The 24,262-nt window shown below is 69.8% G+C and carries 21 protein-coding genes; 16 read left to right on the forward strand and 5 right to left on the reverse strand.

Annotated features, from left to right (window positions below; translation table 11 throughout):
* Nucleotides 1-74 precede the first annotated feature (74 nt).
* The 5 genes from STH_RS19690 (at nucleotide 75) to STH_RS08240 (ending at nucleotide 6,276) form a co-directional block, all read left to right on the forward strand.
* The gene (locus STH_RS19690; protein WP_050742179.1) at nucleotides 75-1,688 is read left to right on the forward strand and encodes a stalk domain-containing protein; all 1,614 of its coding nucleotides are present in this window, start codon (nucleotides 75-77) and stop codon (nucleotides 1,686-1,688) included.
* A 68-nt stretch (nucleotides 1,689-1,756) separates the two neighbouring features.
* Nucleotides 1,757-2,902, forward strand: coding sequence for an NUDIX domain-containing protein (locus STH_RS17165; protein ID WP_011195761.1), 1,146 nt, complete (start codon nucleotides 1,757-1,759; stop codon nucleotides 2,900-2,902).
* 102 nt (nucleotides 2,903-3,004) lie between these two features.
* Nucleotides 3,005-4,462 (forward strand): 30S ribosomal protein S12 methylthiotransferase RimO, encoded by a 1,458-nt coding sequence (rimO, locus tag STH_RS08230; RefSeq protein WP_011195762.1) that lies wholly within the window; start codon nucleotides 3,005-3,007, stop codon nucleotides 4,460-4,462.
* 65 nt (nucleotides 4,463-4,527) lie between these two features.
* Nucleotides 4,528-4,995, forward strand: coding sequence for a Cys-tRNA(Pro) deacylase (gene ybaK / locus STH_RS08235; protein ID WP_011195763.1), 468 nt, complete (start codon nucleotides 4,528-4,530; stop codon nucleotides 4,993-4,995).
* A gap of 117 nt (nucleotides 4,996-5,112) precedes the next feature.
* On the forward strand, nucleotides 5,113-6,276 hold the full coding sequence (locus tag STH_RS08240; RefSeq protein ID WP_050742180.1) for a M28 family metallopeptidase: 1,164 nt from the start codon (nucleotides 5,113-5,115) through the stop codon (nucleotides 6,274-6,276).
* A gap of 80 nt (nucleotides 6,277-6,356) precedes the next feature.
* On the opposite strand, the gene STH_RS17170 is transcribed toward STH_RS08240, so the two are convergent.
* Complete coding sequence (locus tag STH_RS17170; RefSeq protein ID WP_050742181.1) at nucleotides 6,357-7,481, reverse strand: GTP pyrophosphokinase; 1,125 nt, start codon at nucleotides 7,479-7,481, stop codon at nucleotides 6,357-6,359.
* A gap of 348 nt (nucleotides 7,482-7,829) precedes the next feature.
* Here STH_RS17170 and STH_RS19360 point away from each other — a divergent pair, with 348 nt between their 5' ends.
* A complete protein-coding gene (locus tag STH_RS19360) occupies nucleotides 7,830-8,381 on the forward strand; it encodes a hypothetical protein (protein WP_011195766.1) in 552 nt (183 codons plus the stop codon).
* Entirely contained in the window at nucleotides 8,378-9,907 is a 1,530-nt protein-coding gene (locus STH_RS08255; RefSeq protein ID WP_070105448.1) for an AAA family ATPase, read from the forward strand. Before STH_RS19360 ends, STH_RS08255 begins: the two co-directional genes overlap by 4 nt.
* A gap of 52 nt (nucleotides 9,908-9,959) precedes the next feature.
* Here STH_RS08255 and STH_RS08260 read toward each other — a convergent pair whose 3' ends face one another.
* The 4 genes from STH_RS08260 to STH_RS08275 are packed head-to-tail and all read right to left on the reverse strand — an operon-like array spanning nucleotide 9,960 to nucleotide 14,754.
* A complete protein-coding gene (locus STH_RS08260) occupies nucleotides 9,960-10,727 on the reverse strand; it encodes a hypothetical protein (protein WP_043713811.1) in 768 nt (255 codons plus the stop codon).
* Nucleotides 10,728-10,760: 33 nt separating this feature from the next.
* The gene (locus STH_RS08265) at nucleotides 10,761-11,876 is read right to left on the reverse strand and encodes a GerAB/ArcD/ProY family transporter (protein ID WP_011195769.1); all 1,116 of its coding nucleotides are present in this window, start codon (nucleotides 11,874-11,876) and stop codon (nucleotides 10,761-10,763) included.
* 8 nt (nucleotides 11,877-11,884) lie between these two features.
* Nucleotides 11,885-13,042 carry a Ger(x)C family spore germination protein gene (locus STH_RS08270; RefSeq protein ID WP_011195770.1) on the reverse strand — a complete coding sequence of 386 codons (1,158 nt, stop codon included), beginning with the start codon at nucleotides 13,040-13,042 and terminating at the stop codon, nucleotides 11,885-11,887.
* Entirely contained in the window at nucleotides 13,039-14,754 is a 1,716-nt protein-coding gene (locus tag STH_RS08275; protein WP_050742182.1) for a spore germination protein, read from the reverse strand. Before STH_RS08275 ends, STH_RS08270 begins: the two co-directional genes overlap by 4 nt.
* A gap of 132 nt (nucleotides 14,755-14,886) precedes the next feature.
* Here STH_RS08275 and STH_RS08280 point away from each other — a divergent pair, with 132 nt between their 5' ends.
* From STH_RS08280 to STH_RS08320, 9 genes are all read left to right on the forward strand, one after another.
* A complete protein-coding gene (locus tag STH_RS08280) occupies nucleotides 14,887-16,167 on the forward strand; it encodes a competence/damage-inducible protein A (protein ID WP_011195772.1) in 1,281 nt (426 codons plus the stop codon).
* Between the two features lie 169 nt (nucleotides 16,168-16,336).
* Nucleotides 16,337-17,548 carry an ROK family transcriptional regulator gene (locus tag STH_RS08285; RefSeq protein WP_011195773.1) on the forward strand — a complete coding sequence of 404 codons (1,212 nt, stop codon included), beginning with the start codon at nucleotides 16,337-16,339 and terminating at the stop codon, nucleotides 17,546-17,548.
* Between the two features lie 29 nt (nucleotides 17,549-17,577).
* Complete coding sequence (gap, locus tag STH_RS08290) at nucleotides 17,578-18,588, forward strand: type I glyceraldehyde-3-phosphate dehydrogenase (RefSeq protein WP_011195774.1); 1,011 nt, start codon at nucleotides 17,578-17,580, stop codon at nucleotides 18,586-18,588.
* Nucleotides 18,589-18,656: 68 nt separating this feature from the next.
* Nucleotides 18,657-19,037, forward strand: coding sequence for a methylglyoxal synthase (locus STH_RS08295; protein ID WP_011195775.1), 381 nt, complete (start codon nucleotides 18,657-18,659; stop codon nucleotides 19,035-19,037).
* A gap of 249 nt (nucleotides 19,038-19,286) precedes the next feature.
* Nucleotides 19,287-20,867, forward strand: a complete 1,581-nt coding sequence (locus tag STH_RS08300) for a DEAD/DEAH box helicase (RefSeq protein ID WP_011195776.1) — start codon at nucleotides 19,287-19,289, stop codon at nucleotides 20,865-20,867.
* Nucleotides 20,868-21,011: 144 nt separating this feature from the next.
* Entirely contained in the window at nucleotides 21,012-21,305 is a 294-nt protein-coding gene (locus STH_RS08305) for a YciI family protein (RefSeq protein ID WP_011195777.1), read from the forward strand.
* A 644-nt stretch (nucleotides 21,306-21,949) separates the two neighbouring features.
* On the forward strand, nucleotides 21,950-22,678 hold the full coding sequence (locus tag STH_RS08310) for a sulfite exporter TauE/SafE family protein (RefSeq protein WP_011195779.1): 729 nt from the start codon (nucleotides 21,950-21,952) through the stop codon (nucleotides 22,676-22,678).
* Nucleotides 22,679-22,701: 23 nt separating this feature from the next.
* The gene (locus tag STH_RS08315; protein WP_148205527.1) at nucleotides 22,702-23,484 is read left to right on the forward strand and encodes an ABC transporter ATP-binding protein; all 783 of its coding nucleotides are present in this window, start codon (nucleotides 22,702-22,704) and stop codon (nucleotides 23,482-23,484) included.
* On the forward strand, nucleotides 23,481-24,248 hold the full coding sequence (locus STH_RS08320; protein WP_011195781.1) for an ABC transporter permease: 768 nt from the start codon (nucleotides 23,481-23,483) through the stop codon (nucleotides 24,246-24,248). The genes STH_RS08315 and STH_RS08320 overlap by 4 nt, the downstream gene beginning before the upstream one ends.
* Nucleotides 24,249-24,262: the final 14 nt, after the last annotated feature.

Raw genomic sequence — 24,262 nt, forward strand, 5'->3', positions numbered from 1 at the left:
CGCGCTCCGGGGGGCCGCCGTGCCTTCCGGGCGGAGGACGCGCCCGGACAGGGGCGGTGAAGGAGGCGGGTGGCTTGCGACGGATACTGCGCACCGGGGCGGCCGCAGCGGTGCTGCTTCTGCTGAGCGGCGCCGCCGGGGCGGCCTCCGGCACCCTGGAGAACGTCTGGATCCTCCGCAACGGCTTCACCCTGACGGTGAACGGCAGGGCGGTGGAGGCGGACAACCTGCTGCTGGAAGACCGGGCCTACGTGCCGCTGCGGGAGGCGGCAGCGGCGATGGGCATGGCGGTCGCCTGGGACCCGGCGACCCGCACCGCCTCCGTCTCGCCGCGATCGGCTGCGCTCCGGCTCGCCGCGCCCGTGGATCCCTTCAACCCCGTCGTTGACCTGGCGAGCCTGGGCGTCCGGGCGGAGGACGTGGAGGCGATCGGGCTGGAGACGGCCGGGGCGTCTTACGTGGCCGTGCGGTTTGCGCTGGAGTGGGACCAGCTGCACATGACGGACGACCAGGCGGCGGCGGAAGGGCGGCCCGTTCTGGCGCTGCACACGGACTACGTCCTGAAGCTCTTCACCCGCACCGGCGGGATGCTGCGGGTCGGCTTCACCACCGGAGGGCTGCCCGAGCTTACGCCTACGGGGCGCCGGCAGATCGTCCTGGTGCCGCCGTCCCCGGAGCAGGGCTTCCACTGGCCCTACTTCCTGGTGCTCCCCAGCGACGGGCACCGCCAGGCCAATGCGGGGCACAGGCGGTACCTGATCGTGGACATCAACAACACCGGGCCCAGCAACAGCGTCGCCGACACCGTGGCCCGAACCCGGGTGGAGCTGGAGCGCGGGCAGTTGCCCTCCGCCCGGCTGGCCGAGGAGCTGTGGGCGCCCATGCTCATGCCGGCGATCCCCCGCCCGGTGATCACGTACCGGTACGGCGGCCAGCAGAACACGTTTCTCACCCACGCCCTGGACCGGGACACGGCGACCCTGCATCTGATGATGCAGGAGCCGGGGCTCGCCGCCTTGCTGGAGCGGCAGTTCCGGCAGGCGGGTGTCACGGTGGATAGCCTGATGCACCTGGACCGGCAGGTGGCGGCGATGATCCAGCACGCCGTCGGCTACCTGAACGAGCATGGCTTCGGCGTGGAGGAGCAGGCCTTCCTGGTGGGGTTCTCGGCCTCGGGGACGTTCGTCGACCGGCTGGCGGCCCTGCACCCGGACCAGGTGAAGGCGGTGGTCGCTGGCGCGGCCCTCGACAACATGCTGCTGCCGCTGGCAGAGCACGGGGGCGAGAGGCTGATCTACCCGATCGGCGTCGCCGACTATGAGGCCATCACCGGCCGGGCCTTCGACCTGGAGGCCCACAACCGCGTGGCCCGGCTGGTGTACATGGGGGAGAACGACGACAGCAACACGGTGCTTTACCAGGATTCTTACGGGGACGAGGAGCGGCGCATCATCACGACGCTCTGGGGCGAGGAGGTCCTGCCGCGCGCCCGCGCCCTGACCGCCCTCTACGGCGAGTCCGGCGGACACGGGATGTTCATCCTGGACCGGGGCGTGGGGCACGAGTACTCGGAGGTCATGTACCAGTACATGAAGGCGTTCCTGCAGGCGAACCGCGACGCGGATGCGCCGGCCTATCCGCTCCCCGACGACCCTGAGCAGTTGCCGTTCACCCTCTATGCGCCGTGACGGCAATCTGACGGCCCGGATATCACGGCGGCGCCGGCGCGCCGGCGCCGTATGGGAGGCGTAAACCCGTGTCACGAGCCCAGGCGATCGTCGTCCGCGGACAGGAGGTCCTCATGGTCAGACACCGCCAAGGGGAGGCAGAGTGGTGGTGTCTGCCCGGCGGAGCAGTCCTGGACGGGGAAACGCCGGCGGAGGCTGCTCTCCGGGAGTTGGAAGAGGAGTGCCGGGTGCGCGGAAGGGTAGTCCGCGAGACCAGCGTGGTCACCTATGGCCCGGACGACCGGCACTACACGTACCTGGTGGACATCGGCCGGCAGGAGCCGGCGCTGGGCTGCGATCCGGAGCACGCCGCGGACAGCCAGGTCCTCCAGGAGGTGCGGTGGATGCGGCTGGACGCGCTCTCCGAGCGGGACCGCGCCTTCCTGTGGACCGCGGGGCTGCTCAGTGTGCCGCCCTTCGGAGGACTGGTCCTGGGGTGGGGCGATGCCGTGAGCTACCCGTGCAGCAACGCCCTGGGGTCTGCCGGTCACATCGCAACCGGCCGGTACGGGCAGGAAGCTGGGTCGCTGGGGTCTTCGTCCCCTTCGCTGCGGGGCAATGGGGATGCCGGAGGGACGGCGCTGCGGATCATCGAGCACCGGCGGCACACGATGCGCGCCAAGCCCGGCCGGCACCTGTCCCAGCCGGGGGTGGACCTGGCCCGCAGGGTAGGGGAAGGCCTGGGGCCGTTTCACCGGGTGGTGACGAGCAGCCTCCCCCGCGCTTTCGAGACCGCCCTCGCCATGGGGTTCGCCGTGGACGAGCAGGTTTCGTTGCTTGCGAGCCTGCCTGACGGTTTTGAGGACGAGGTGCCGTGGGACGCCGGCATCGGCCGGATCGCCTCGGCGGTGCGGCGCCGTCCCGACGGGACAGTTGCACGGTTCGCACACCAGCTGGCCGCCTTCCACCGGGATCTGGCTGCCAGGCTTCCCGACGGCGGCCGGGCCCTGGTGATCTCCCACGGGGGGATCGTGGAGGCCAGCGCGGTCGGGTGCAAGCCGGACGGGGACTACGCGGGGTGGGGGCCAGCGTTCGGCTACTGCGAAGGCGTGCGGATGTACTTCCACGGCACGCGGTGCGAGCGGATCGAACCGCTCCGGGTCGCGGCTGCAGCCGATCCTGGCGGGCAGGATGGTGCAGCCGGCGGGACGGGTGACCCCGCGCGCGGCGTGTAGACAACCCCCGCCCGCGTCTGTAAAATAGGAACGTCACGGCGACCGATTCCGGAGGCCACCGCATCCCACCGGCGGCCTCTTTCACATAGGAGGCGACACGACTTGACCGACCGCCCGACGACCGCCCTGCCCGGCGCCCAGATCGCCGGCCGCCCGGTGAAGGTGGGGTTCATCTCCCTCGGCTGCGCCAAGAACCTGGTGGACACCGAGTCGATGATCGGCCTGCTCCGGAACACCGGCTACCAGATCACCAACCGCGCCGAGGAGGCCGACGTCCTCGTCGTCAACACCTGCGGGTTCATCGACGCGGCCAAGCAGGAGAGCGTCGACGCGATCCTGGAGGCGGCCCAGCACAAGACCCGCGGCAGGTGTCAGGCGCTGGTGGTGGCGGGCTGCATGGTGCCCCGGTACGGCGAGGAGCTCGCCCGGGAGATCCCGGAGATCGACGCGCTGGTGGGCACCGCCGACTACCCCCGCATCGGCGAGGTGGTGGCGGGGATCCTGGCCGGACAGCGGGTGCAGCAGATCTCCGACCCCGATTCCATCACCGACTGGAACTTCGAGCGGGTCCTGGCCACGCCCGGCTACACCGCCTACCTCAAGATCGCCGAGGGTTGCGACTGCGCCTGCGCCTTCTGCTCGATCCCGCTGATGCGCGGCCGCCACCGGTCCCGCCCGATCGAGTCCATCGTGGACGAGGCCCGGCGGCTGGCCGGGATGGGCGTGCGGGAGCTGGTGGTCATCTCCCAGGACACCACCTACTACGGGCTGGACCTGTACCGGAAGCCGATGCTGGCCAGGCTGCTCCGGGAGCTGGCGCAGGTGGACGGCATCCGGTGGATCCGCATCCACTACTCCTACCCGACCCGGATCACCGACGAGCTGATCGAGGTCATCGTCACGGAGCCCAAGGTCCTGAACTACCTGGACCTGCCGCTGCAGCACGGGTCCAACCGGGTGCTGCGGATCATGAACCGGCCCGCCAACGCGGAGGGGTACCTGCGGCTGGTGCAGAAGCTGCGGGAGCGGGTGCCGGACATCTGCCTGCGCTCCACCTTCATCGCCGGCCACCCGGGCGAGACGGAGGAGGACTTTGAACTGCTGCTGGACTTCCTCCGGGCCTGCGAGTTCGATCACGTGGGCGTCTTCGCGTACTCCCAGGAGGAGGGCACGAAGGCCGGGCAGATGGAGCAGCTGCCCGAGGAGGTGCGGCTGGCCCGGCGAGACCGGGCGATGGAGGTGCAGCAGGAGATCGCCCGCCGTCGGAACCAGCTGCAGGTGGGCCGGGAGCTGGAGGTGCTGGTGGAGGGCCGGTCCCCCCAGGGCCGCGGCTGGTTTGTGGGCCGCTGCTACGGGCAGTCGCCGGGGATCGACGGGGTCGTCCTGTTCCGGGCGCCCGCCGGGGCGGAGCTGAAGCCCGGCGACATGGTGCAGGTCCGGATCACCGGCGTGCAGGACTACGACCTGCTGGGCGAGGCCACCGAGCCGCTGACCGTCGACGGAATCGCCCAGGAGCAGGACCTGATCCTGCCCGTCTTCCACCTGACGCGCCATCAATAGCTGAAAACCGTGGCCCGGCGCGCGGCGCGCCGGGCCTCGCCCTTCTGCCAGAGGAGGAGACCGCAGTGAAGACCATCGCCGCCCGCATGCTCGACCAGATGAAGATCCCCTACGAGATCCGGACGTATGAGTGGAGCGAGGAGGAGATGGACGCCGTCTCGGTTGCCCGCAAGATCGGCCTGCCGCCCGAGCAGGTCTTCAAGACCCTGGTCGTCCGGGGCGACCGGACCGGCGTGTTGGTGGCGTCGATCCCCGGTAACGCCGAACTGGACCTGAAGCGGCTGGCCGCCGTCAGCGGCAACAAGAAGGTCGAGATGGTGCATGTGCGGGAACTCCAGGGGCTCACCGGGTACATCCGGGGCGGCGTGTCGCCCCTGGGGATGAAAAAGCCGTATCCCTACTACCTCGACGAGACGGCCCAGATCATCGAACAGCTGGCCGTGAGCGCGGGGCAGCGGGGGCTGCAGCTGATCCTGAGCGGGCCGGACCTGATCCGCGCGACCGGAGCGAAGCTGGCGGACATCGCCCGGTAGACCCTGCGCGAGAGGAGAGTCGCCGCGCCGCATCGAAAGTGTCGGCCAGCGGAGCGGCGCGGAGAGTCCCCGCCCGGGCGACGGAGATGGGGGGCGGCCGTGAAAGGAGATGGCGACGTGAACGGTGCATGGACGTACCTGGAGCGGCTCACCCGGTATCCCCACCGGGGCGTGGGTAGCCCGGAGGAGGCCGCCGCGGCGGAGGAGGCGGCGGGCTGGCTGCGGGACATGGGCTACGACGTGGAGATCCAGCGCTTCCGCGCGCCCCGGGACACGCTGTACATCGGCCCCGCGGTGATCATGCTCGGCTACCTGGCCGCCGGGGCAATCGCAGCCTGGTGGCAGCCCTGGGCCGGGCTGGTGCTCGCCGTGCTGCTGCTGATTCCGCTGGTGGGTGAGATGTCCGGCAGGGGCCTGGATCTGGATCTCTACACCCCCAAGGTGACCTCGCAGAACGTCATCGCCCGACGTCCGGAGCGGGGCGGCGAGCGGCTGACGGTGGTGGTCTCGGGCCACCTGGACACCCAGCACGCCACATGGCTCTTCCATCCCCGGATGGCCCGCCACGTGCAGACCTACCTGAACGTGGCCTACGGGTCGCTGGGCCTCATGTTCCTGGGGCTCCTGCTGCGCGCCGTGCTGCCGGCGGCCGGCTGGCCGTTGTGGATCCTCGCGGCGGGGGCGGTGCTGCTCGCGCTGCACATCGCCTTCCTGCTTTCCTGCGCCTTCGGCGGCGGCTACATCAACGGCGCCAACGACAACACCACCGGCGCCGCGCTGACCCTCGCGCTGGCGGAGCACTTCGCAGCCCACCCGCTGCCGGGGGTTCGCTTCCACTTCGTGCTCACCGGCGCGGAAGAGGTGGGCACACGGGGGATGAAGGCGTTCCTCCGCGCCCACCGTTATGACCCGGATTCGACCTACTTCATCAACCTGGACAACCTGGGCGGCGGCACCCTGACCTACCTGGAGGGCGAGGGCATGACGCTTTATCACCGGTTCGGGAAGGACCTGGTGGAGATGGCCCGGATCATGGCGGCCGAGCGGCCGGGACGGGTGAAGGCGCGCCCCAACCTGCTGCTTCCCACGGACGCCATGATCCCCGCCGCCCACGGCTATCAGGCCATCAGCTTCCTGGCCTTCCTGGAGGACGGGTCGCTGCCCAACTACCACTGGTACAGCGACACCCTGGAGAAGGTGGACCGGGAGCTCCTGGCCTTCACGGAGGCGTTCCTGAAGGAGTACATCCAGCGGCTGGCGGTGTCCCGCATCGCTCTGTGACTCAGAGGGCGCCGGACGGCGAGACGAAAACGGCGAGCGGACAGCCGCTCGCCGCCTTTTCTGTCGATGGAGGGGCGGGGCTACCGCTTGGCCGGCAACCCCTGTGCCATGGACCTCAGGAGCAGCGCCCGTTCGTCCCTGGCGGCAGGTGCGCCGATGTTGAAGCGGTCCAGCAGGGCCCGGATCTCGTCCAGGCTCTCCCGGCGCCCGATGAGGACCTGCACCAGGAGGCTCAGGCAGCTGCCCCGCGACATGGGCAGGCCCCGCCGCCGGTCGTCCCGGTAGATCTGCCGCGCCAGCGACCGGACCCGTTCCTGCGACTGCTCGAGGGCATCCGCCAGGTCCTTCAGGTTGGTGATGCCCAGGTGCTCCAGCTCCTCCACACGGGCCTCCAGCACCGCCTTGGTCGGTCCCATCAGGGGCCGGCCCCGCATCTCGGAGATCTCCTCATCCAGGGCCTGGACGAGGTCGGAGCGCCGGATGAAGGTCTCCAGCGAGATCGGGTCCAGCGCCACGCTCTCCGGGTGATCGTGCATCTGGGCCACCACCCGGGTCGAGTACAGGCTAAGCTCATCGCGCAACCGCATGAACTGGTCGTCGGCCAGCTCCAGCAGGCCGGCCAGCATGGAGAACCGGCGCCGCAGGCTGCTGGGGATGCCTCCCGCGACCTTGTACCCCAGGTCGTGCTCGATCTCCGCCCAGGCGTGCTGGAGAATCGAGCGAACCTGGATCTCGCAGCGCAGCCCGGCAAAGCGAGCGTACTCGGGCCTGGCCAGCACCGCCGGGGGCAGGAGGCAGACCCGGTGGACCGAGGAGTAGCCGAACCAGTGCGGGTCGTGGGGGCGTTTGTCCTCGGAATGGTCCAGATCCACCTCGAAGTGGCGGTCGATCACCCGCACGACCCGGTCGACGTCGTCGGCGAAGTTGGTGACGACCCGCACGCCCACCAGGTCCGTCACCTCGATGAGGGACTCGTAGTCCTTGCCCGGGCGAGTCAGCTTCTCCGCCAGCGCGTCGACGCTCTTGACCCGGTAGGTGATGCCGTTGATCGGGATGTTGGCCTCGTCCAGCAGGTGGCTGAGGAGTTGCTGCACACACTGGCCGAAGGCCTGGTACAGAGCCTGCTGCGACCGGAACGTCTCTACCCACTCACGCTGCTTGCCGTTCATGAGCTGCATCACCTCGTTTGCGCAGCCGATGTGCACCGGCCCATTCCTTCCCTGACGGCGACGGAATCTCCTGCGCGCAAAAAGGGAGCGGTCCCGGATGGACCGCGAGGGTAGAGGGAAAGACACAGAGGGGGGTTCAACACACTTTCAGTATACAGCGGGAATGTTACAACGTTGTAACAAGTCCGCAACGGCCAGGAGGAGACCAGGGAAACGATCCAGCCGTTGCACAGCGCCGCAGAATGTACCAGCCGTGCGCCGGCCCTTTGCATGCTATACTGGAGATACTCCGTTACATTAAAGATTTTGCGTTAAAGATCAGGCGGCCACGAAGCACGTCTTCGTGGCGTCGCTTTGTCCGGGCGCGTGCAGGGGGGATGCGTTGTGAATCTGCGGCAGCTGCGGTGGCCGGTCGTGCTGGTGACGCTGGCGGTGACCCTGGCAGGGCTGTTCGGGGCGGGGCAGCTGGTGCGCAGTCAGACGATCGATCAGCCGCTGGTGACTGCCCTTGCGGGCGTGGACGGGCTGGCCGCCTATCACCTCGCAGCGGTGGGCGGGGTTTCGGAGATCACCATCGAGCCGGCTCCGGGCGCAAGCCTGCGGAAGGTCTATGGGGAGGTGGACCGCCGGGTCCGCCAGATACTGAAGGACGGACAGTATGTGATCGCCGTCGCCGGGAGCGGGGCCGGGGAGCTGGAGCCGCTGGTCGAGCGGCTGAACCTGTTCGTGCAGGAGGCGGTGGCCACGGGCGCGTTCACCGGGATGGCCGACCGGATCGCCGCCGAGGCCGCTGCGGCCGGGGCCCGGGCGCACATGGCGGTGGACGACCGGCGGGTGTACCTGACCGTGTGGCAGGCCGACGCCTACGCTTACAGGGTCGTCGAACGGCCGGCCTGGCCACCGGCCGCACCGCAGGGAGGGGGGACCGGCCTGTGAAGAGCTTTCCCCTCAAGGAGGTCCTCCTGGGCGCTTCAGCCGCGGTGCTGGCGTACCTCGCCATCACCGGGGTGAACGTGCTGCCGGTGGTGTTCCTCGCCGGTCTCGTCTGGCTGATGTACCAGTCGTCCGTCCTGCGCGGCCCCTCGGCGGCTGCGGTCAGGAGCCCGGCCACCACGGCCGTCCCTCAGGTGCGGTTCGAGGACATCGGCGGACAGGCGGCGGCAAAGAAGGAGCTGCTGGAGGCCATCGAGTTCATCGCCAACCGGGAGCAGATCGCCCGCATGGGCATCCGGCCCCTGAAGGGCATCCTGCTCACCGGGCCGCCCGGCACCGGCAAGACGCTCCTGGCCAAGGCGGCGGCCCATCACACCGACTCCGTGTTCCTGGCGGCGGCGGGATCGGAGTTCGTCGAGATGTACGCCGGCGTCGGCGCACAGCGGGTTCGGGAGCTGTTCCGGCGGGCCCGGGAGCTCGCCCGGAAGGAGCGGAAGCGGTCCGCGATCATCTTCATCGACGAGATCGAGGTGCTCGGCGCCCGGCGGGGGTCGCACAGCACCCATATGGAGTACGACCAGACCCTCAACCAGCTGCTCACCGAGATGGACGGCATCGCGGTGGACGAGGAGATCCAGGTGCTGGTCATGGCCGCCACCAACCGGGCCGACATGATGGACCCGGCGCTGCTGCGCCCGGGCCGGTTCGACCGCATGGTGAACGTGGACCTCCCGGACAAGGAGGCGCGGCTGGCCATCCTCCGCCTGCACACCCGGCAGAAGCCCCTGGGCGACGACGTGGATCTGGAGGCCATCGCCCGCCAGACCTTCGGCTTTTCCGGGGCGCACCTGGAGTCGCTGGCCAACGAGGCCGCGATCCTCGCGCTTCGGGAGGGGCTGAGCGAGGTGCGGCAGCGCCACCTGGTCGAGGCCGTGGACAAGGTGATGCTGGGGGAGCGGCTGGACCGGAAGCCGACGGAGGAAGAGAAGCGCCGGGTCGCGGTCCACGAGGCGGGCCACGCCCTGGTCGGCGAGTGGGTGGATCCGGGGTCGGTGGCGACGGTGACCGTCACGCCGCGCGGGCGGGCGATGGGGTACGTGCGCACGAGCCCGTCCGATGACCAGTACCTCTACACCCGGTCCCAGTTGGAGGCCCGCATCCAGGTGGCCCTGGCCGGCTTCCTGGCGGAGGAGCTGTTCTTCGGCGAGGCGTCCACGGGCGCGGCGGGCGACTTTGAGCAGGCGACCGCCTTGGCCCGCCACATCGTCCACGCCGGCCTCAGCCCGCTGGGCATTGTGGATCCCGCCAACCTCGACAAGGGGCTGGAGGCCGCCATGGTGCAGCGGATCATCGCCGATCAGCGGGAGATGGTGGCCTGGTTCCTGGCCGAGCGGCGGCCGCTGCTGCAGCGCGTGGCCGACGTCCTCGTCGACACCGAGGCGATCGACGGCGAGGCGATCCGGCGCATGCTGGCGGACGCACCGCCGCTGCCGCCCGTGCAGGGCCCCCCCTTGCCGGAAACCGCATAGCCAACACTGCGAAAGCGGCGCCTGCGGGCGCCGCTTCTGCGCGCGGCCGGCGCTACACCGGGGGCTGCCAGGGCGACCAGCCCGGCTCGGACGCGGGCTCCGGCGGCTCCCAGGGCGGCGGCGGGTCGGAGGAGAGTGGCGGCCGGGGCCGCCGCGGGCCCGGCGCGCCCGGGCTCGGCGGCTGGGCGCCCCGGGGACCGCCTGTCGCCCCGGCGGACGGCGCCTGGGGCTGTTGCGGCCGGCCGTGTCCCGGTGCCTGCGGCGGCTGCGGCTCTCCGTGCCCCTGCGGCTGCTGCAGGTGCCCCTGTGCCGGCGGTTGCCCCTGTGCCTGCGGCTGCTGCAACTGCTGCGGCTGTTGCATCTGCCCCCATGCCTGCGGCTGGCGCGCCTGCGGCTGCTGCTGCCGTTGGGGCTGCTGGTCCTGGCCGTGGCCGCCGGCGCGCTGCTGCAGGCCGATCTCCGCGCGCGCCTCCATGAGCACCGCCTCCATCTGCTTCTGGATGCGGTGGGTCTCCTCCAGCACTGCCTTCAGCTGCTTCAGGTTAGCCTCCAGTTCCTGCACCAGCTGCTGCTTGGCGGCGCGCAGGGCGGTCAGCATCGATGCAGCCGTCTCCCCGTTCAGCGAGGGCAGCCAGGGCGGCTGCTGTGCCCCCTGCGGCTCCAGGTACGCCTGGTCGCGGCCCTGCGGGGGTGCGTCCTGGGGACCGCCGGGCTGCTGAGCCGGGGCCTGCGACCCGGCGGGATTCTGCTGCGGGCCGCCGGCGCTTCGGAAGGACCTGGCCAGGCGGCGCACCGGCCGCGGACGAGGGTTGTTCTGCACGTGACCGCCTCCTCAGACTCCGAGATTCGCTTTTCAGGATGAGATGTCGGGCGGCCTGTACTGCCTTTCCCGGATCCACGAGGCCGCCAGGAGCAGGGCTGGAACTCCCAGCCCCAGGCAGAGGGAAAACGGGGTCCAGACCGTGGTGGAGAAGGCGAACAGCCAGGGCAGGTTCGGGATGCTCAGCATCCAGAGGACGGCCGCGAGGCCGAGAGCGGGCAGCAGCGGCCGCTGGTTGCGCAGACCCAGCGCGAACTGGGCCGCGTCCACCGCCAGCCACAGGTGAGTGGCCGTCTTCACTATCATGCCCAGGAGACAGATCGTGATCAGGATGACGTCGAGCCGCTCCACGAACTCGCCGATGGTAATCTGCTGGAAGAGGGCATGGATCGGGAAGGCGAAGTGGGCGACCAGCGAGTGACCGAAGATGCCGATGGACAACGCGGTGCAGCTCATCAGGTGAACCGCCGCGATCAGCGCCCCTGCGATGAGGCCCCTTCCCGCGTACTGCGGCCGATCGACCATGGCCGCCAGAGGAAGGAACGTCCACGACTCCGCGTACCATCCCGTGGTGGGCCACGCGGCGGCGACGAGTTGCAGGGGCGACTGGTCCCACAGGGGCAAGAGGTGCAGCGCGCGGACGAGTCTCAGCAGGGTGACCACGACCAGCGAGAAGAGGGACACGGCGATGACCATGAAGAAAAAGGCCAGCCGGGCGAGCACCTCGGCTCCGCAGTAAGCGCCGTACCCGGCGACCAGGAGGAAAGGCAGGGCCACGGCGAGGGTCGGGGTAACCGGCAGGATCGCCACCGGGATGGCCTCCACCATATCGCGGAGGCAGAGGGCCGTCAGCCCTACGTTGAACAGCGTTGTGAGCAACATGAGCAGACGGGCCGGCAACCGACCGAGCAGGTGGTGTGACAGCGCCCCCAGCCCCAGGTGCGGGTGGCGGCGGACCAGAAGGCCCAGCATCAGCGCCACCGGAACGGCCGAAAGGAAGAAGGAGACCAGAGGCGCCATCCAGCCCCCGCTCTTTCCCGTCTCGGCCAGGCTGGAGGGCAGGAGGAGCTCCGTGGCGGAGAAGTGCAGCGTGTAGACCAGGAACATGAGCTGTTGGTGGCTGATGAGGACCCGGTGCCCCACGGACATCCCCCTTCTCAGCTCCGCAGCGGATTGCGCATGAGCCCCGTGGTGTGCAGGCGCAAGTCCACGGACACGGTGACGGGAACCTCACGCCAGGTTTCGCCCCAACGCTCTTCGCCGACGGTGCGCCACAGGCCCGGCCGGAGGGCGCGCACGTGCTCGCCGAAGAACACGGGGTCCACCCCGGCCTCCTGCAGGTTGGCGATGACCTGCTCCATCAGGTCCCGCAGCTCGGCCTCGGCCCGTTGCACCAGTTGCTCGTGGACTTGCGGTTCCACGAGAGGCCGGGGGCACTGCATCTCCGTCACCCGCAGCCGGCCCCGCAGGGCCACCGCAAACGCCGGCTTGCCGCCGCGGTGCAGGCGAACCCGGTGCCCGGCCTGGACGACGCGGAACGACACGCTCTCCGGCCCCGGCTCGTCACCGCAGGGAACCGTGATGACCCCGTCCCGCCCGCGGCCCCGCAGCCACTTGATCGCCCGTACCTCCCGGGCGTCCAGGTACAGGGCGACCCGGTCGCCCCGCAGCACCGCGGCCCCGCCCAGCCGGGCGGCGTACCGCTGCCCTTTCGCCCCCGTGTCGGGGCTCTCCATGAGCTCGATCACCGGCAGCAGCGGGGCGCGGTACGTGGTCGCCCGGGCTGAGAAGAACTCCCAGAGCCGGACCTCCAGGCCGATGTGGGCCTTTGCGATCTCGGTGAGCGCCTTGGTCTGGAGGTTCTCCATCAGCGGTTCCGTCTCCAGCAGCGTCCGCACGGGACCGCCGCGCACCATGACGATCAGCCCCTGCAGGCGGAACTCGGGCGCCCGCAGGACGAAGTCAAGCGCGTCGCCGAGACCGTGCTCCGCCAGTCGCTCGCCGATGAACACCACCAGGGTGTGGGTGAGATTGATGCGGCGGGGCAGACGCAGTTCGATCTCCCGCAGGACCCCGGCGAAGCTGCGGCCGCGCTGGGTGACGACGATCCGGCTGGGAATCCCGGCGTCCCCCTGCGGCGCATTCTTCATGTGGGACACCGGCGGTCCGGCGATGCCGAAGGTGAACTCGTACAGGCCGTTGTCCGCCAGGTCGACGCCCAGGGCGATGACCAGCGCGAGGTCGGCCAGCTCCAGCCGGCCCCAGCAACCCGTGAGCAGCGGCAGCAGCAACAGCAGGGCGGCGACCCGCCTCATCGCCGTGCTCCCGCGCGCCGCACCGGCCCGGGACCGGGTTTCATCCCATGGCCTGCCCGGACGGGATCGGTCTGTTCCACCGCGGCGGGGCGCTTCTGCCGCGCCCAGAGCGGGGACCGGACGACGGTGTCGCGCAGGTCGGACGGCAGGAGGGGGCCGAAGGGCGCCATGTAGGGCGTGCCGAAGGACCGCAGGCTGAGCAGGTGAATGAGCAGCGCGGTCGCCCCCAGGATCAGGCCGTACGCCCCGTAGGTCCCGGCCAGGATCAGCAAGGGGAACCGCAGCATCCGGAGGGCCAGCGCGGTCGAGTAATCGGGAAGCATGAGGTTGGCCAGCGCGGTGACCGCGACGGTGATGATCATGGGGGCCGAGACGATACCGGCCTGGATGGCCGACTCGCCCAGAATCAGGGCGCCCACGATGGAGACCGATTGTCCCAGCTGGGACGGCATGCGCACGCCGGCCTCCCGGATGATCTCGAAGCCGAGTTCCATCATGAATGCCTCCATCGCGGCCGGGAAGGGGATCCCTTCGCGGGCCGCCATGATCGTGAGCAGGAGATTGGTGGGGATCGTCTCCCGATGGAAGGTCGTCAGGGCGACGTAGATGGAGGGGCCGAAGAGCGCGACCGCGGCGAACAGCACCCGGAGGATCCGCACCAGCACGACGGCGGGGAAACGCTCGAAGTAGTCCTCCGGTGAGTGGATCAGGTCCATGAAGGTCGAGGGCGCCACGAGCACCCAGGGGCTTCCGTCGACGACGATGGCGAAGCGGCCTTCCAGGAGCCCGCCCACCACCGCGTCCGGCCGCTCGGTGGCCCGGACCAGCGGGAAGACGGTCCAGGGCGTGTCCTCGATCAACTCCATCAGCTGGCCGCTGTCCAGCATGCCGTCCACCTTCACCCGGCGGATGCGCCGCATTGCCTCATCGATCAGTGACTGCTTGCAGACGGTGGCCAGGTAGCAGACGGCCACCCGGGTGCGGGTCAACTCGCCGACGGTGAGCATGTCGACCCGCAGCCGGGGGTCCCGGACGCGGCGGCGGATCAGGGTGAGGTTGACGTGAATCGACTCGATGAAGCCCTCCCGGGGGCCCCGGACCACCCGCTGGGTCTTGGACTCGCTGATGGCCCGCTGCGGGCCGCCGGTGACGTCGAAGGCCAGGGCGCATCCCGACCCCTCGACGAAGAGCACCGCCATGCCCTCGGAGACGGCGAAGGCCGCCTGCCGGATCTGGACGACCTCACTGGTATCCGGAGCGCTGACCTGGTGGTGCCGGATCCAGCCCACTACATCCCGGGCCGCGGGCGGCCGCTCCGCCGCCGAGGCCGGCTGCAGCAGCGAGTGGAGGCTCTGGTCCAGCCGCGGTTCGTCCACCATCGTGGGCAGGTAGACGATCATCGCCGGCACCGCCCCCGGTTCCAGCGAGATGTGGCGGACCGTCAGGTCCTGGCTGTGTCCGAAGTACAGGTCCATCAGGGCCTCGGCCTGCCCGAGACGGGCGGGGACGGGAAGCGCCGGGTTGCGGTGAACGAGTTCGAACAGCCGGGTCTCGGACCGGGGCGATACGGCCATCCGGCGCGCCAGATCGGCTTCCCGGGCCAGGCCCAGGGACCGGAAGTAGGCCTCGAGCTGGAGCGACTGGCCGGCCAGCCGGTGCACCCGGAGCCGGTGCGGCGTGCTGCCGCTTCGGGTTGACACGCGGTAGCGCAAGTTCTGCACCCCCCGGCCGAGGCTGCCGATAGTATGCGCCCGCCGGAACGATCCGCATGCCTGGCGCAGGACTGGGGCCGGGGCGCGGCGAAACCTCCCCCGGCGAAACCGGCGGCGGAGGAGGGCAAACAGGTGATCGCTGAGCTGGTCTTCGTGGGCACCGAGTTGCTCCTGGGAGAGATCCTGAACACCAACGCCCAGTACCTGAGCCGGCAGCTGGCCCAGCTGGGCGTGGACGTCTATCACCAGGTGGTGGTCGGCGACAACGCCGCGCGCCTCAGAGCGGTTCTCAGCCAGGCCCTGAGCCGGTCCGACCTCGTGATCGCCAGCGGCGGGCTGGGGCCGACCGATGATGACATCACCCGCGAGGTGGCGGCCGAGGTGACCGGGCGGCCGCTGGAGCTGGATCCGCAGCTGCTCGCGCAGCTCGAGATCTGGTTTGCCCGCCGCGGACGGCGCATGGCGGAGAACAACCGGCGGCAGTGCATGGTGCCCCGCGGGGCCCGGGTGCTGCCCAACGACCGGGGGACCGCGCCGGGGTTGATGATCCCCGCGGACGGGGACAAGGTCGTCATCCTGCTGCCCGGCCCGCCGGGCGAGCTGCGGCCGATGTTTGAGGCCCACGTGGCGCCCTACCTCGCCGCGCGGAGCGGCGGCCGGCCGCTCAGGTTGGTCACCCGGACGCTGCGGTTCGTGGGCATCGGCGAATCCGCCCTGGCCGACGGGCTGCGGGATCTGATGGCGACTCAGACGGACCCCACCATCGCGCCGTACGCCAAGGTGGCTGAGGTCCACCTGCGGCTGGCCACCCGCGCGGCGGACGAGGCCGAGGGCTACGCCCGCATCGCCCCCCTGGAGGCGGAGATCCGGTCCCGCTTCGGCCGGTTCCTCTACGGCTCGGACGAGGAGACCCTGCCGCAGGCGGTGGGCCGGCTGCTCGCCGAACGGGGGATGACGCTCAGCACGGCGGAGTCGTGCACCGGCGGCCTGGTGGCGAAGTGGATCACGGACGTTCCCGGTTCGTCCCGCTACTTCGGCACGGGTTTCGTCACCTATGCCAACGAGGCGAAGGTGAGCCTGCTGGGGGTCCCGGAGGAGTTGCTGTCCGCCCACGGAGCGGTAAGCGAGCCCGTGGCCCGGGCAATGGCGGAAGGGGCCCTGCAGCGGTCGGGGGCGGACGTGGCCGTGGCCGTCTCCGGGATCGCCGGCCCGGACGGGGGCACCCCGGAGAAGCCGGTGGGCACGGTCTGCTTCGCCCTGGCCGGGCGGGGGCGGCAGGGCGGCGGGCCGCTCCCGGCCGGCACCTGGGCCGAGACACTGTGGCTGCACGGCGACCGGGACGGCGTCCGCGAGCGGGCCGCGGTGCACGCCCTGGCCATGGTGCGGCGGTACCTGCTGGGCTACCTGGACTGAAGGGCGGCGGGCGGCCGTGAGGAGAGAGGGTTTTCGTTCTTTGTTAACCCGCTTTATGAACACTCTTGACGCAACCGGCAGATTGCGGCAAAATAGGGTTAGAAGCCGCTGGTCAGCGGCTCTTCCTCAGCAGACTTCGTTAACCGTCTTTACGAAAGGGTGAAGTGCCGTGTTGGTTGGGCCGGAGTTGATTCGGGCCATCAACAAGCAGCGGGTGCTTCGGCTGGTTCGCTCTGCCGGCGCCATGTCGCGGGCGGACCTGGCTGAGCGCACGGGCCTCACCCGGCCGACCGTCTCCGCTGTGGTCGCCGAATTGCTGGAGGAAGGCTGGGTGGAGGAGATCGGCACAGGCGAGTCGTCGGGCGGGCGACCGCCCATCCTGCTCCGGTTCAACCCCCGGGCCCGCTGGGTGATCGGCGCCGAGCTCGGCGCGGGACACGTGCGGGCGGTGCTGGCCGACCTGGCGGGGAACGTGTTTCACCGCTTCAAGCAGCGGGTGGAATCCCGGGACCCGCTGATCGAGGTGGACCAGCTGGAGCGGGCCGTCCGCTATCTGCTGGACCAGACGCCCCGGTACGGCCCGCCGACGCCGGTGGCCGGCGTGGGCATCGGCATTACGGGCGTCATCGATCCCGAAGAGGGCGTCTGGCGGTACTCTCCGCACTACCAGGTGCGCGACCTGCCCGTGGCGCCCATGCTGCAGGAGCGCCTGTCGCTGCCGGTGTGGATCGAGAACGACGCCCGGGCCATGGCCTGGGGCGAGCGTTCCTTCGGCGCGGCCCAGGGCGTGGACAACCTGGCCTTCATCCGGGTGGGCGTGGGCCTCGGCGCCGGTATCATTATCGACGGCCGGCTGTACGGCGGCGCGCACCAGGGCGCCGGCGAGATCGGCCACATCATGGTGAAGGAGCGGGGCCTGCGGTGCCGCTGCGGCAGCGACGGCTGCCTGGAGACGGTGGGCAGCGCCATCGCCATCGCCCGGCGGGCGGTGCAGCGCATGGCCCAGGGCGAGGAAACGCTGATCCGCGAGCTCTGCGGCGGCGACCCGTCGAAGGTCATCGCCACCACGGTGATCGAGGCGGCCGATGCAGGCGACCGCGTCGCACAGGAGATACTATCCGAGGCCGGCCGCTTCCTGGGGATCGGCATCGGCGCCATGATCAACCTGCTGAATCCCGCGATGGTCATCATCGGCGGCGGCACCAGCCGTGCCGGTGACTACCTGATCGAGCCGCTGCGCCAGGCCGCCCTGGAGCGGACGCTCCCGGCCCTTCGGGAGCGGGTGAAGATCGTCCGCACCGAGCTGGGGGAGGACGCGGGGCCCCTGGGGGGCGCCGCCCTGGTCATAGAGGAGCTTTTCCGCACACCCACGCTGAAATAGGAGACCAGTCAAGAAGGAGGAGCACCGGTATGACGATTCGCATTGGCATTAATGGTTTCGGTTCCATCGGTCGGCGCGTGTTCCGCATCGCTCTCTCCCGGCCCGATATCGAGATCGTGGCCATCAACGACCTCACCCCGCCGGCCACGTCGGCCCACCTGCTGAAGTACGACTCCAACTACGGCATCCTGGACGCGGAGGTCTCCGCCACCGAGAACAGCATTATCGTCAACGGCAAGGAGATCCGGGTCTACGCCGAGAAGGATCCCGCGCAGATCCCCTGGAAGGAGCACGGCGTGGACATCGTGATGGAGTGCACCGGCCGCTTCACCGACAAGCAGCAGGCCGAGGTGCACATCACCTCGGGCGGCGCGAAGAAGGTCATCATCTCGGCGCCGGCGAAGAACGAGGACATCACCATCGTGATGGGCGTCAACCACGAGCAGTACGATCCGGCCAACCACCACGTCATCTCCAACGCCTCCTGCACCACCAACTGCCTGGCGCCGGTGGTCAAGGTCCTGCACGACAAGTTCGGCGTGGTGAAGGGCATGATGAACACGATCCACTCCTACACCAACGACCAGGTCATCCTGGACTACCCGCACAAGGACCTGCGCCGCGCCCGGGCCGGTGCGCTCTCCATCATCCCGACCACGACCGGCGCTGCGAAGGCCGTCGCCCTGGTCATCCCCGAGCTGAAGGGCAAGCTGACCGGCTTCGCGATGCGGGTGCCCACGCCGGTGGTCTCCGTGGTGGACTTCACCGCTGAGCTGGCCACGCCGACCACCAAGGAGGAGATCAACGCCGCACTGAAGGCCGCGGCCGAGGGTCCGATGAAGGGCATCCTGGCCTTCGAGGAGGCGCCGCTGGTGTCCGTCGACTTCAAGGGCAACCCCAACTCCTCCATCGTCGACGGCCCGTCCACCCTGGTGCTGGACGGCAACCTGGTCAAGGTGGTCTCCTGGTACGACAACGAGTGGGGCTACTCCAACCGCATGGTGGACCTGGCCGCCTACATCGCCTCCAAGGGTCTGTAGCATCGTCAGCGCCGCCCCCCATCGCCGTGGTGGGGGGCGGAGTCCGCGTAAAGGAGGAGGGTTTGGCCTTGCGCATCGCCCTGATCGCCCACGACAACCGCAAGCAGGACATGCTGAAGTTCGTGAAGGACCACAAGTCCGCGTTCGAGGGGCACCAGCTGTTCGCCACCGGCACCACGGGGAAGCTGATCCGGGAGCACACCGGACTGGACGTGCACTGCTTCCTGTCGGGCCCGCTGGGCGGGGACCAGCAGATTGGCTCCCGGGTGGCCACCGGGGAGATCGACATGGTGATCTTCCTGCGGGACCCCCTCACGGCGATGCCCCATGAACCGGACGTGCAGGGGCTTCTCCGGCTGTGTGACGTGCGGGACATCCCGGTGGCCACGAACCTGGGCTCGGCGCGCATGTTCGCCGACGACCTGATGCGCCTGAAGGACGTGAAGTAGCCGCCGAGTCGCGGCGGTGGCGCGGGCCGACCTGTCCCGCGTTTGCGCGGGCACCGAAACAGGGAATCCTTCGAAGGGGCCTTCGGGCCCCTTCGGCTCCTCGGGGCGTATCCGTTCCCGGGGCCGCGCCGTCTGTAAAACAGTTGTCCCGGATGTGAGCGCCCGAACTTGACCCTTCACGACCGTGGGACGTTGCGGTAAAATGAATGGAAATTGCGTGCGGGCCCGGGAACTGAGGAGAGGTTTGTGATGACGGAAACGAAGTTGACATTTCGTGATTTAGCGTTGTCCGAGAAGGTGCTGAAGGCACTGGACGATATGGGGTTTGAGGAGCCCTCGCCGATTCAGGCGCAGGCGATTCCCGCACTGCTGCAGGGCAAGGACGTGATCGGGCAGGCGCAGACCGGCACGGGCAAGACCGCGGCCTTCGGCGTGCCCATCGTCGAGCGGCTGGTTCCCGGTCAGCGGGCCGTGCAGGCGCTGGTCCTCACCCCGACCCGTGAGCTGGCGATCCAGGTCGCGGAGGAGATCACCAAGATCGGGCGCCACGCGCGCGTGAAGACCATCGCCATCTACGGCGGCCAGTCCATCGAGCGGCAGATCCGCTCGCTCCGGTTCGGGGTGGACGTGGTCATCGGCACGCCGGGCCGGATCCTGGATCACCTCGGCCGGAGCACCCTGGACCTGTCCCAGGTGCGGATGGTGGTCCTGGACGAGGCCGACGAGATGCTGGACATGGGCTTTATCGAGGACATCGAGAAGATCCTGCAGAACACGCCCGCGGAGCGGCAGACGCTGCTCTTCTCCGCGACCATGCCGCCGGAGATCCGGCGTCTGGCCGGGCGGTACATGCGGGACCCGATCACGATCTCGGTGACGCCCCAGCAGCTCACCGTCCCGCAGATCGACCAGTACTTCTGCGAGGTGCGGCCGTCGTTCAAGACCGAGGCGCTCACCCGCATCCTGGACATCGAGAACGTGGAGCGGGGGATCTGCTTCTGCCGCACCAAGAAGGGCGTCGACGAGCTGGTGGAGGCTCTGCAGGCCCGGGGCTACCAGGCCGAGGGCATCCACGGCGACATGAACCAGGCGCAGCGCAACCGCGTGATGAGCCGGTTCAAGGAGGGCTATATCGAGCTGCTGGTCGCGACGGACGTCGCCGCCCGCGGGCTGGACATCTCCGACGTGACCCACGTCTTCAACTACGACATCCCGCAGGACCCGGAGAGCTACGTGCACCGCATCGGCCGCACCGGGCGCGCCGGGCGCACCGGGACCGCCATCACGCTGGTGACGCCCCGGGAGTTCCCGCAGCTCCGGCTGATCGAGCGGGTGATCAAGGCCCGGCTGCAGCGCCGGCCCGTGCCGACCCTGAGCGACGTGGCGGAGAAGCAGCGGGAGCAGCTGAAGGAGCGGCTGATCAAGATCCTCGAGGAGGATAAGCTCGGCGAGTTCAGGGAGCTGGCCGAGGACCTCCTGGCCGAGTACGACCCCAGCGACCTGGTGGCCGCCGCCCTGAAGCTGGTCTCGGGCGAGGGCAAGCCCGCCCAGCAGGCGCAGATGGAGTTCGGCGACACCGGCGCCGAGGCGGGGATGGTCCGCTTATTCCTGAACGTCGGCCGCGCTCAGGCGATCCAGCCGGCGGACATCGTGCGGACCATCGCGCAGGAGGCCAACATTCCGGGCTCGTCCATCGGCATCATCAACATCTATGACCGGTTCACGTTCGTGGAGGTGCCCAAGGAGGTCGCCGCCCAGGTGATGCAGGCGATGCAGGGCGCCACGATCCGCGGGTACCAGGTCAACATGGAGCCCGCAAAGCCGCGCTAGAGCCGGCAGGGCCGCCCGGGCGGTCCGCCGGCCGGGGAAGGGCGAAGCAGCGGCGGCCCCTGACCGTTTTTGGACGGTCGGGGGCCGCTTTGTCCCTGTTCGGCGGCACCGCAGCCCCGCTACCATGGCGGGGGAGGGATGTCCGTGGAAACGTGTTACATGATCCGGCTCACCCGCCGACCGGGGTGCGTGATCACCGACGAGCTCATGCGGGCCCACCGTGCGCACCTGAAGCGGCTTGCCGAGCAGGGGCGCCTGGTGCTTTGCGGCCCGTTCGCCGACCGTACCGGCGGGATGACGGTCATCCGGGCGGCGTCGCTGGCGGAGGCCGAGGCGGTAGCCGCAGCCGATCCGCTGGTCGCATCGGGCATGGAGGACTGCGAGATCCGGGAGTGGATCATCACGGGTGGGGAGGGACGGCCGCTGGAAGGCCACTGAGCACCTGGGGCGGGACAGGGGCGCGGCCCGGGCGGGGCCGCGCCCCTTCATAATGCGGGAAGCGTGGGGAGAGAATGTGGTAGAGCCATGGGAGGGGGTGGCACCCACTGGATTTCCGCTCTGCCCGTCAGGAGAGCCCTGCCGTTCCTCCTTGCGGCCGGCCCCGGTTTGACCGCAGGGAATTCCTCCGGATGGTGTGCCTCGCTGCGGTCGGCATGGCCGCCGCGCCTGCCGGCGCCGCGGCGGTGCTCGTCAGGGCCGCGGAATCGGCTCGACCGGCTCCGCGGGAGCGCGCCCCCCGGTGGGAGGGCTTTTCCGCCGGAGCGGACCCGTCGCCGCAGGAAGCACCGGTCGCGTATGACCGCTGGTGCGGTCATCCCCTGTGCCCGTCCCGGATGGATCACCGACTGCACAGGCTCGTCTGCCCATGCCCGTACGGCCCGCCCGGACGATGACACCCGCCGTTCCGCCCCTGTCACGCGCAGCGGACCCGCTGCCTGCACCCTGAGCAGCGGCCCGCCGTGACAGGGGCGTCTGCGCGCCTCTTGCAACCCGCACCCCGGCGCTTCCGATTGGCAGGAAACGGAAGAGACCCCCTCGCCGGGCTCCGGCATACAGGTGGGGAGAAGGGAGCGCGATTCCGCTTGGAGTGGCTGATCGTCGCCATCGTCAGCCTGGGCACCAGCTTCGTCAAGACCGCGTTCGGGCTCGGCGCCGGGGTGCTCTTCGGCCCGGTGCTCGCGCTGTTCCTGGAGCCCAGGCAGGCCATGGGGATGACGGCGCCGGTGATGTTCCTCAGCAGCGTCGCCGCGCTGGCCGCCCACTGGCGGCGGTGGGACTGGCCCGTCCTCCGCCGGCTGCTGCCGACTGCGCTGGCGGGCCTCTGGCTGGGCAGCGTCTTCCTGGCGCAGGCGCCCGCGCCCCATCTGCGCAGGGCCATCGGTGTGGCCGCCGTGTCCTTCGCGGTGGTGCAGGTTGCGCGCCTGCGCCGGGGGGCGGCGGTGTCGCCTGCAGGAGACTGGGCGCCGGGCCCGGCGGTGCTCCTGGGTTTCACCGGTGGCGTCGTCAGCGGCATCGCCCACTCGGGCGGCCTCTTCTTCTCCATGTACCTGCTGCCGCGCCTGGAGAAGGTGGCCTTCGTCGCCTCCCTGACCGCGACCTTGATGGTCGTCGACCTGTTCCGGCTGGTTTCCTACTGGTACCTGGATGTGCTGCAGCCGCGCCACGTGCTGCTGGGCCTGCTCTGTGCGCCGCTCATGCTGTTGGGCGGCTGGCTGGGGAAGCGGCTCAACGGCCGGCTCTCGTCACGGGGGTTCGTCACGGCCCTGTCGGCGCTCATCGCCGCAACGGGGCTGGCCCTGCTGGCGCGGTGAGGCAGCCTGTGCGAGGTGAGGAGATGCGGCATGTGAAGCTTCAGATCCGCGGGCTGACCGCCACCTACCGCACGGCCCGGGGGACGATCACCGCCCTGAACGGGATCGATCTCGACGTCCGGGAGGGTGAGAAGGTGGTCATCCTGGGGCCGTCGGGTTGCGGCAAGTCCACCCTGCTCAAGATCGTGGCGGGATTCGAACGGGCTGCGGCGGGGTCGGTCTGCGTGGACGGCCTTCCCGTCAGCGGCCCCGGCCCGGACCGTGCGTTCGTGTTCCAGGAGTTTGACCAGCTCTTTCCGTGGCTGACGGTGTCCGGGAACCTGTCGTTCGCCCTGCGGGTGGCGCGGGGAGTCACCGGCCGCGAGGCCGAGCGGGCGATCGACGAGGTCCTCTCGCTGGTGGGCCTGAGCCGGTGGCGCGATCTCTACCCGCACCAGCTCTCCGGCGGCATGAAGATGCGGGTGGCCATCGCCCGGGCGCTGGTGCTGAACCCGGCTGTGCTTCTCATGGATGAACCGTTCGCCGCCCTGGACGCCCAGAGCCGGTCGCTCCTGCAGGCCGAGGTGAACCGCATGCTGGCCGAGACCGGGCAGACGCTGCTCTTCGTCACCCACTCCATCGAGGAGGCCCTGGTGCTCGGGGACCGCATCGTGGTGCTGTCGGCGTCACCCGGCCGGGTCAGACAGATCATCGAGCCGGCCGTAACCGGCGTCACCCTGCTGGAGCGGCCCGAGGGAGCCGAACTGCGCCGGGTGATCCGCCAGCTGCTGGAGCAGGACCGGGTTGCAGGGGAGATGGCGTCGTGAGGAACGGGGGGAACAAGCTGGTTGTCGTCCTGGTCCTCCTCGCCCTCTGGGAAGGGTACGCGCGGGCAGCGGACGTCAACCCCTTGCTGGTGCCTGCTCCCAGCCGGGTTCTGCTGGCCTTCGGTGAGTACATCCGAGACGGCAGCCTGTTGCGCCACACGCTGCACACACTGCAGATGGTGCTGACCGGCATGTCCATCGGCATCCTGACCGCCTTCTGCCTGACGGCCCTCGCCACCGCCGGCCGGTGGGGGCGGGACCTGCTCCTGACCCTGACCACCATCATGAACCCATTGCCCGCCATCGCCCTTCTGCCCGTCGCCCTGCTCTGGCTCGGCATCGGGCCCCGGTCCCTGGTGTTCGTGATCGCCAACTCGGTGGTGTGGTCGCTGGCGCTGAACATGCACACCGGCTTCGAGACCGTGCCGCTGACCTGGAGACAGGCGGGGCAGAATCTGGGCCTCCGGGGCTGGGGCCTGATCCGGCACGTCTACCTGCCTGCGGCGCTGCCCTACATACTGACCGGGGTGAAGATCGCCTGGTCGTTCGGCTGGCGCACGGTGATCGCCGCGGAACTGGTCTTCGGTGCCAGCGGCCAGGCAGGCGGGCTGGGCTGGATGATCAACGTCGAACGCTACAACCTGAACACCGCCGGCGTGTTCTGCGGCCTCGTCACCATCGTCGCCCTTGGCCTTCTGGCTGAGGCGCTCTTCGAGGTGCTGGAGCGCCGGACCATCCGCAGGTGGGGAATGTCTGCGGGCTGAGGAGGAGGAGAGGG

The sequence above is a fragment of the Symbiobacterium thermophilum IAM 14863 genome (assembly GCF_000009905.1).
GTDB classification, from domain to species: domain Bacteria; phylum Bacillota; class Sulfobacillia; order Symbiobacteriales; family Symbiobacteriaceae; genus Symbiobacterium; species Symbiobacterium thermophilum.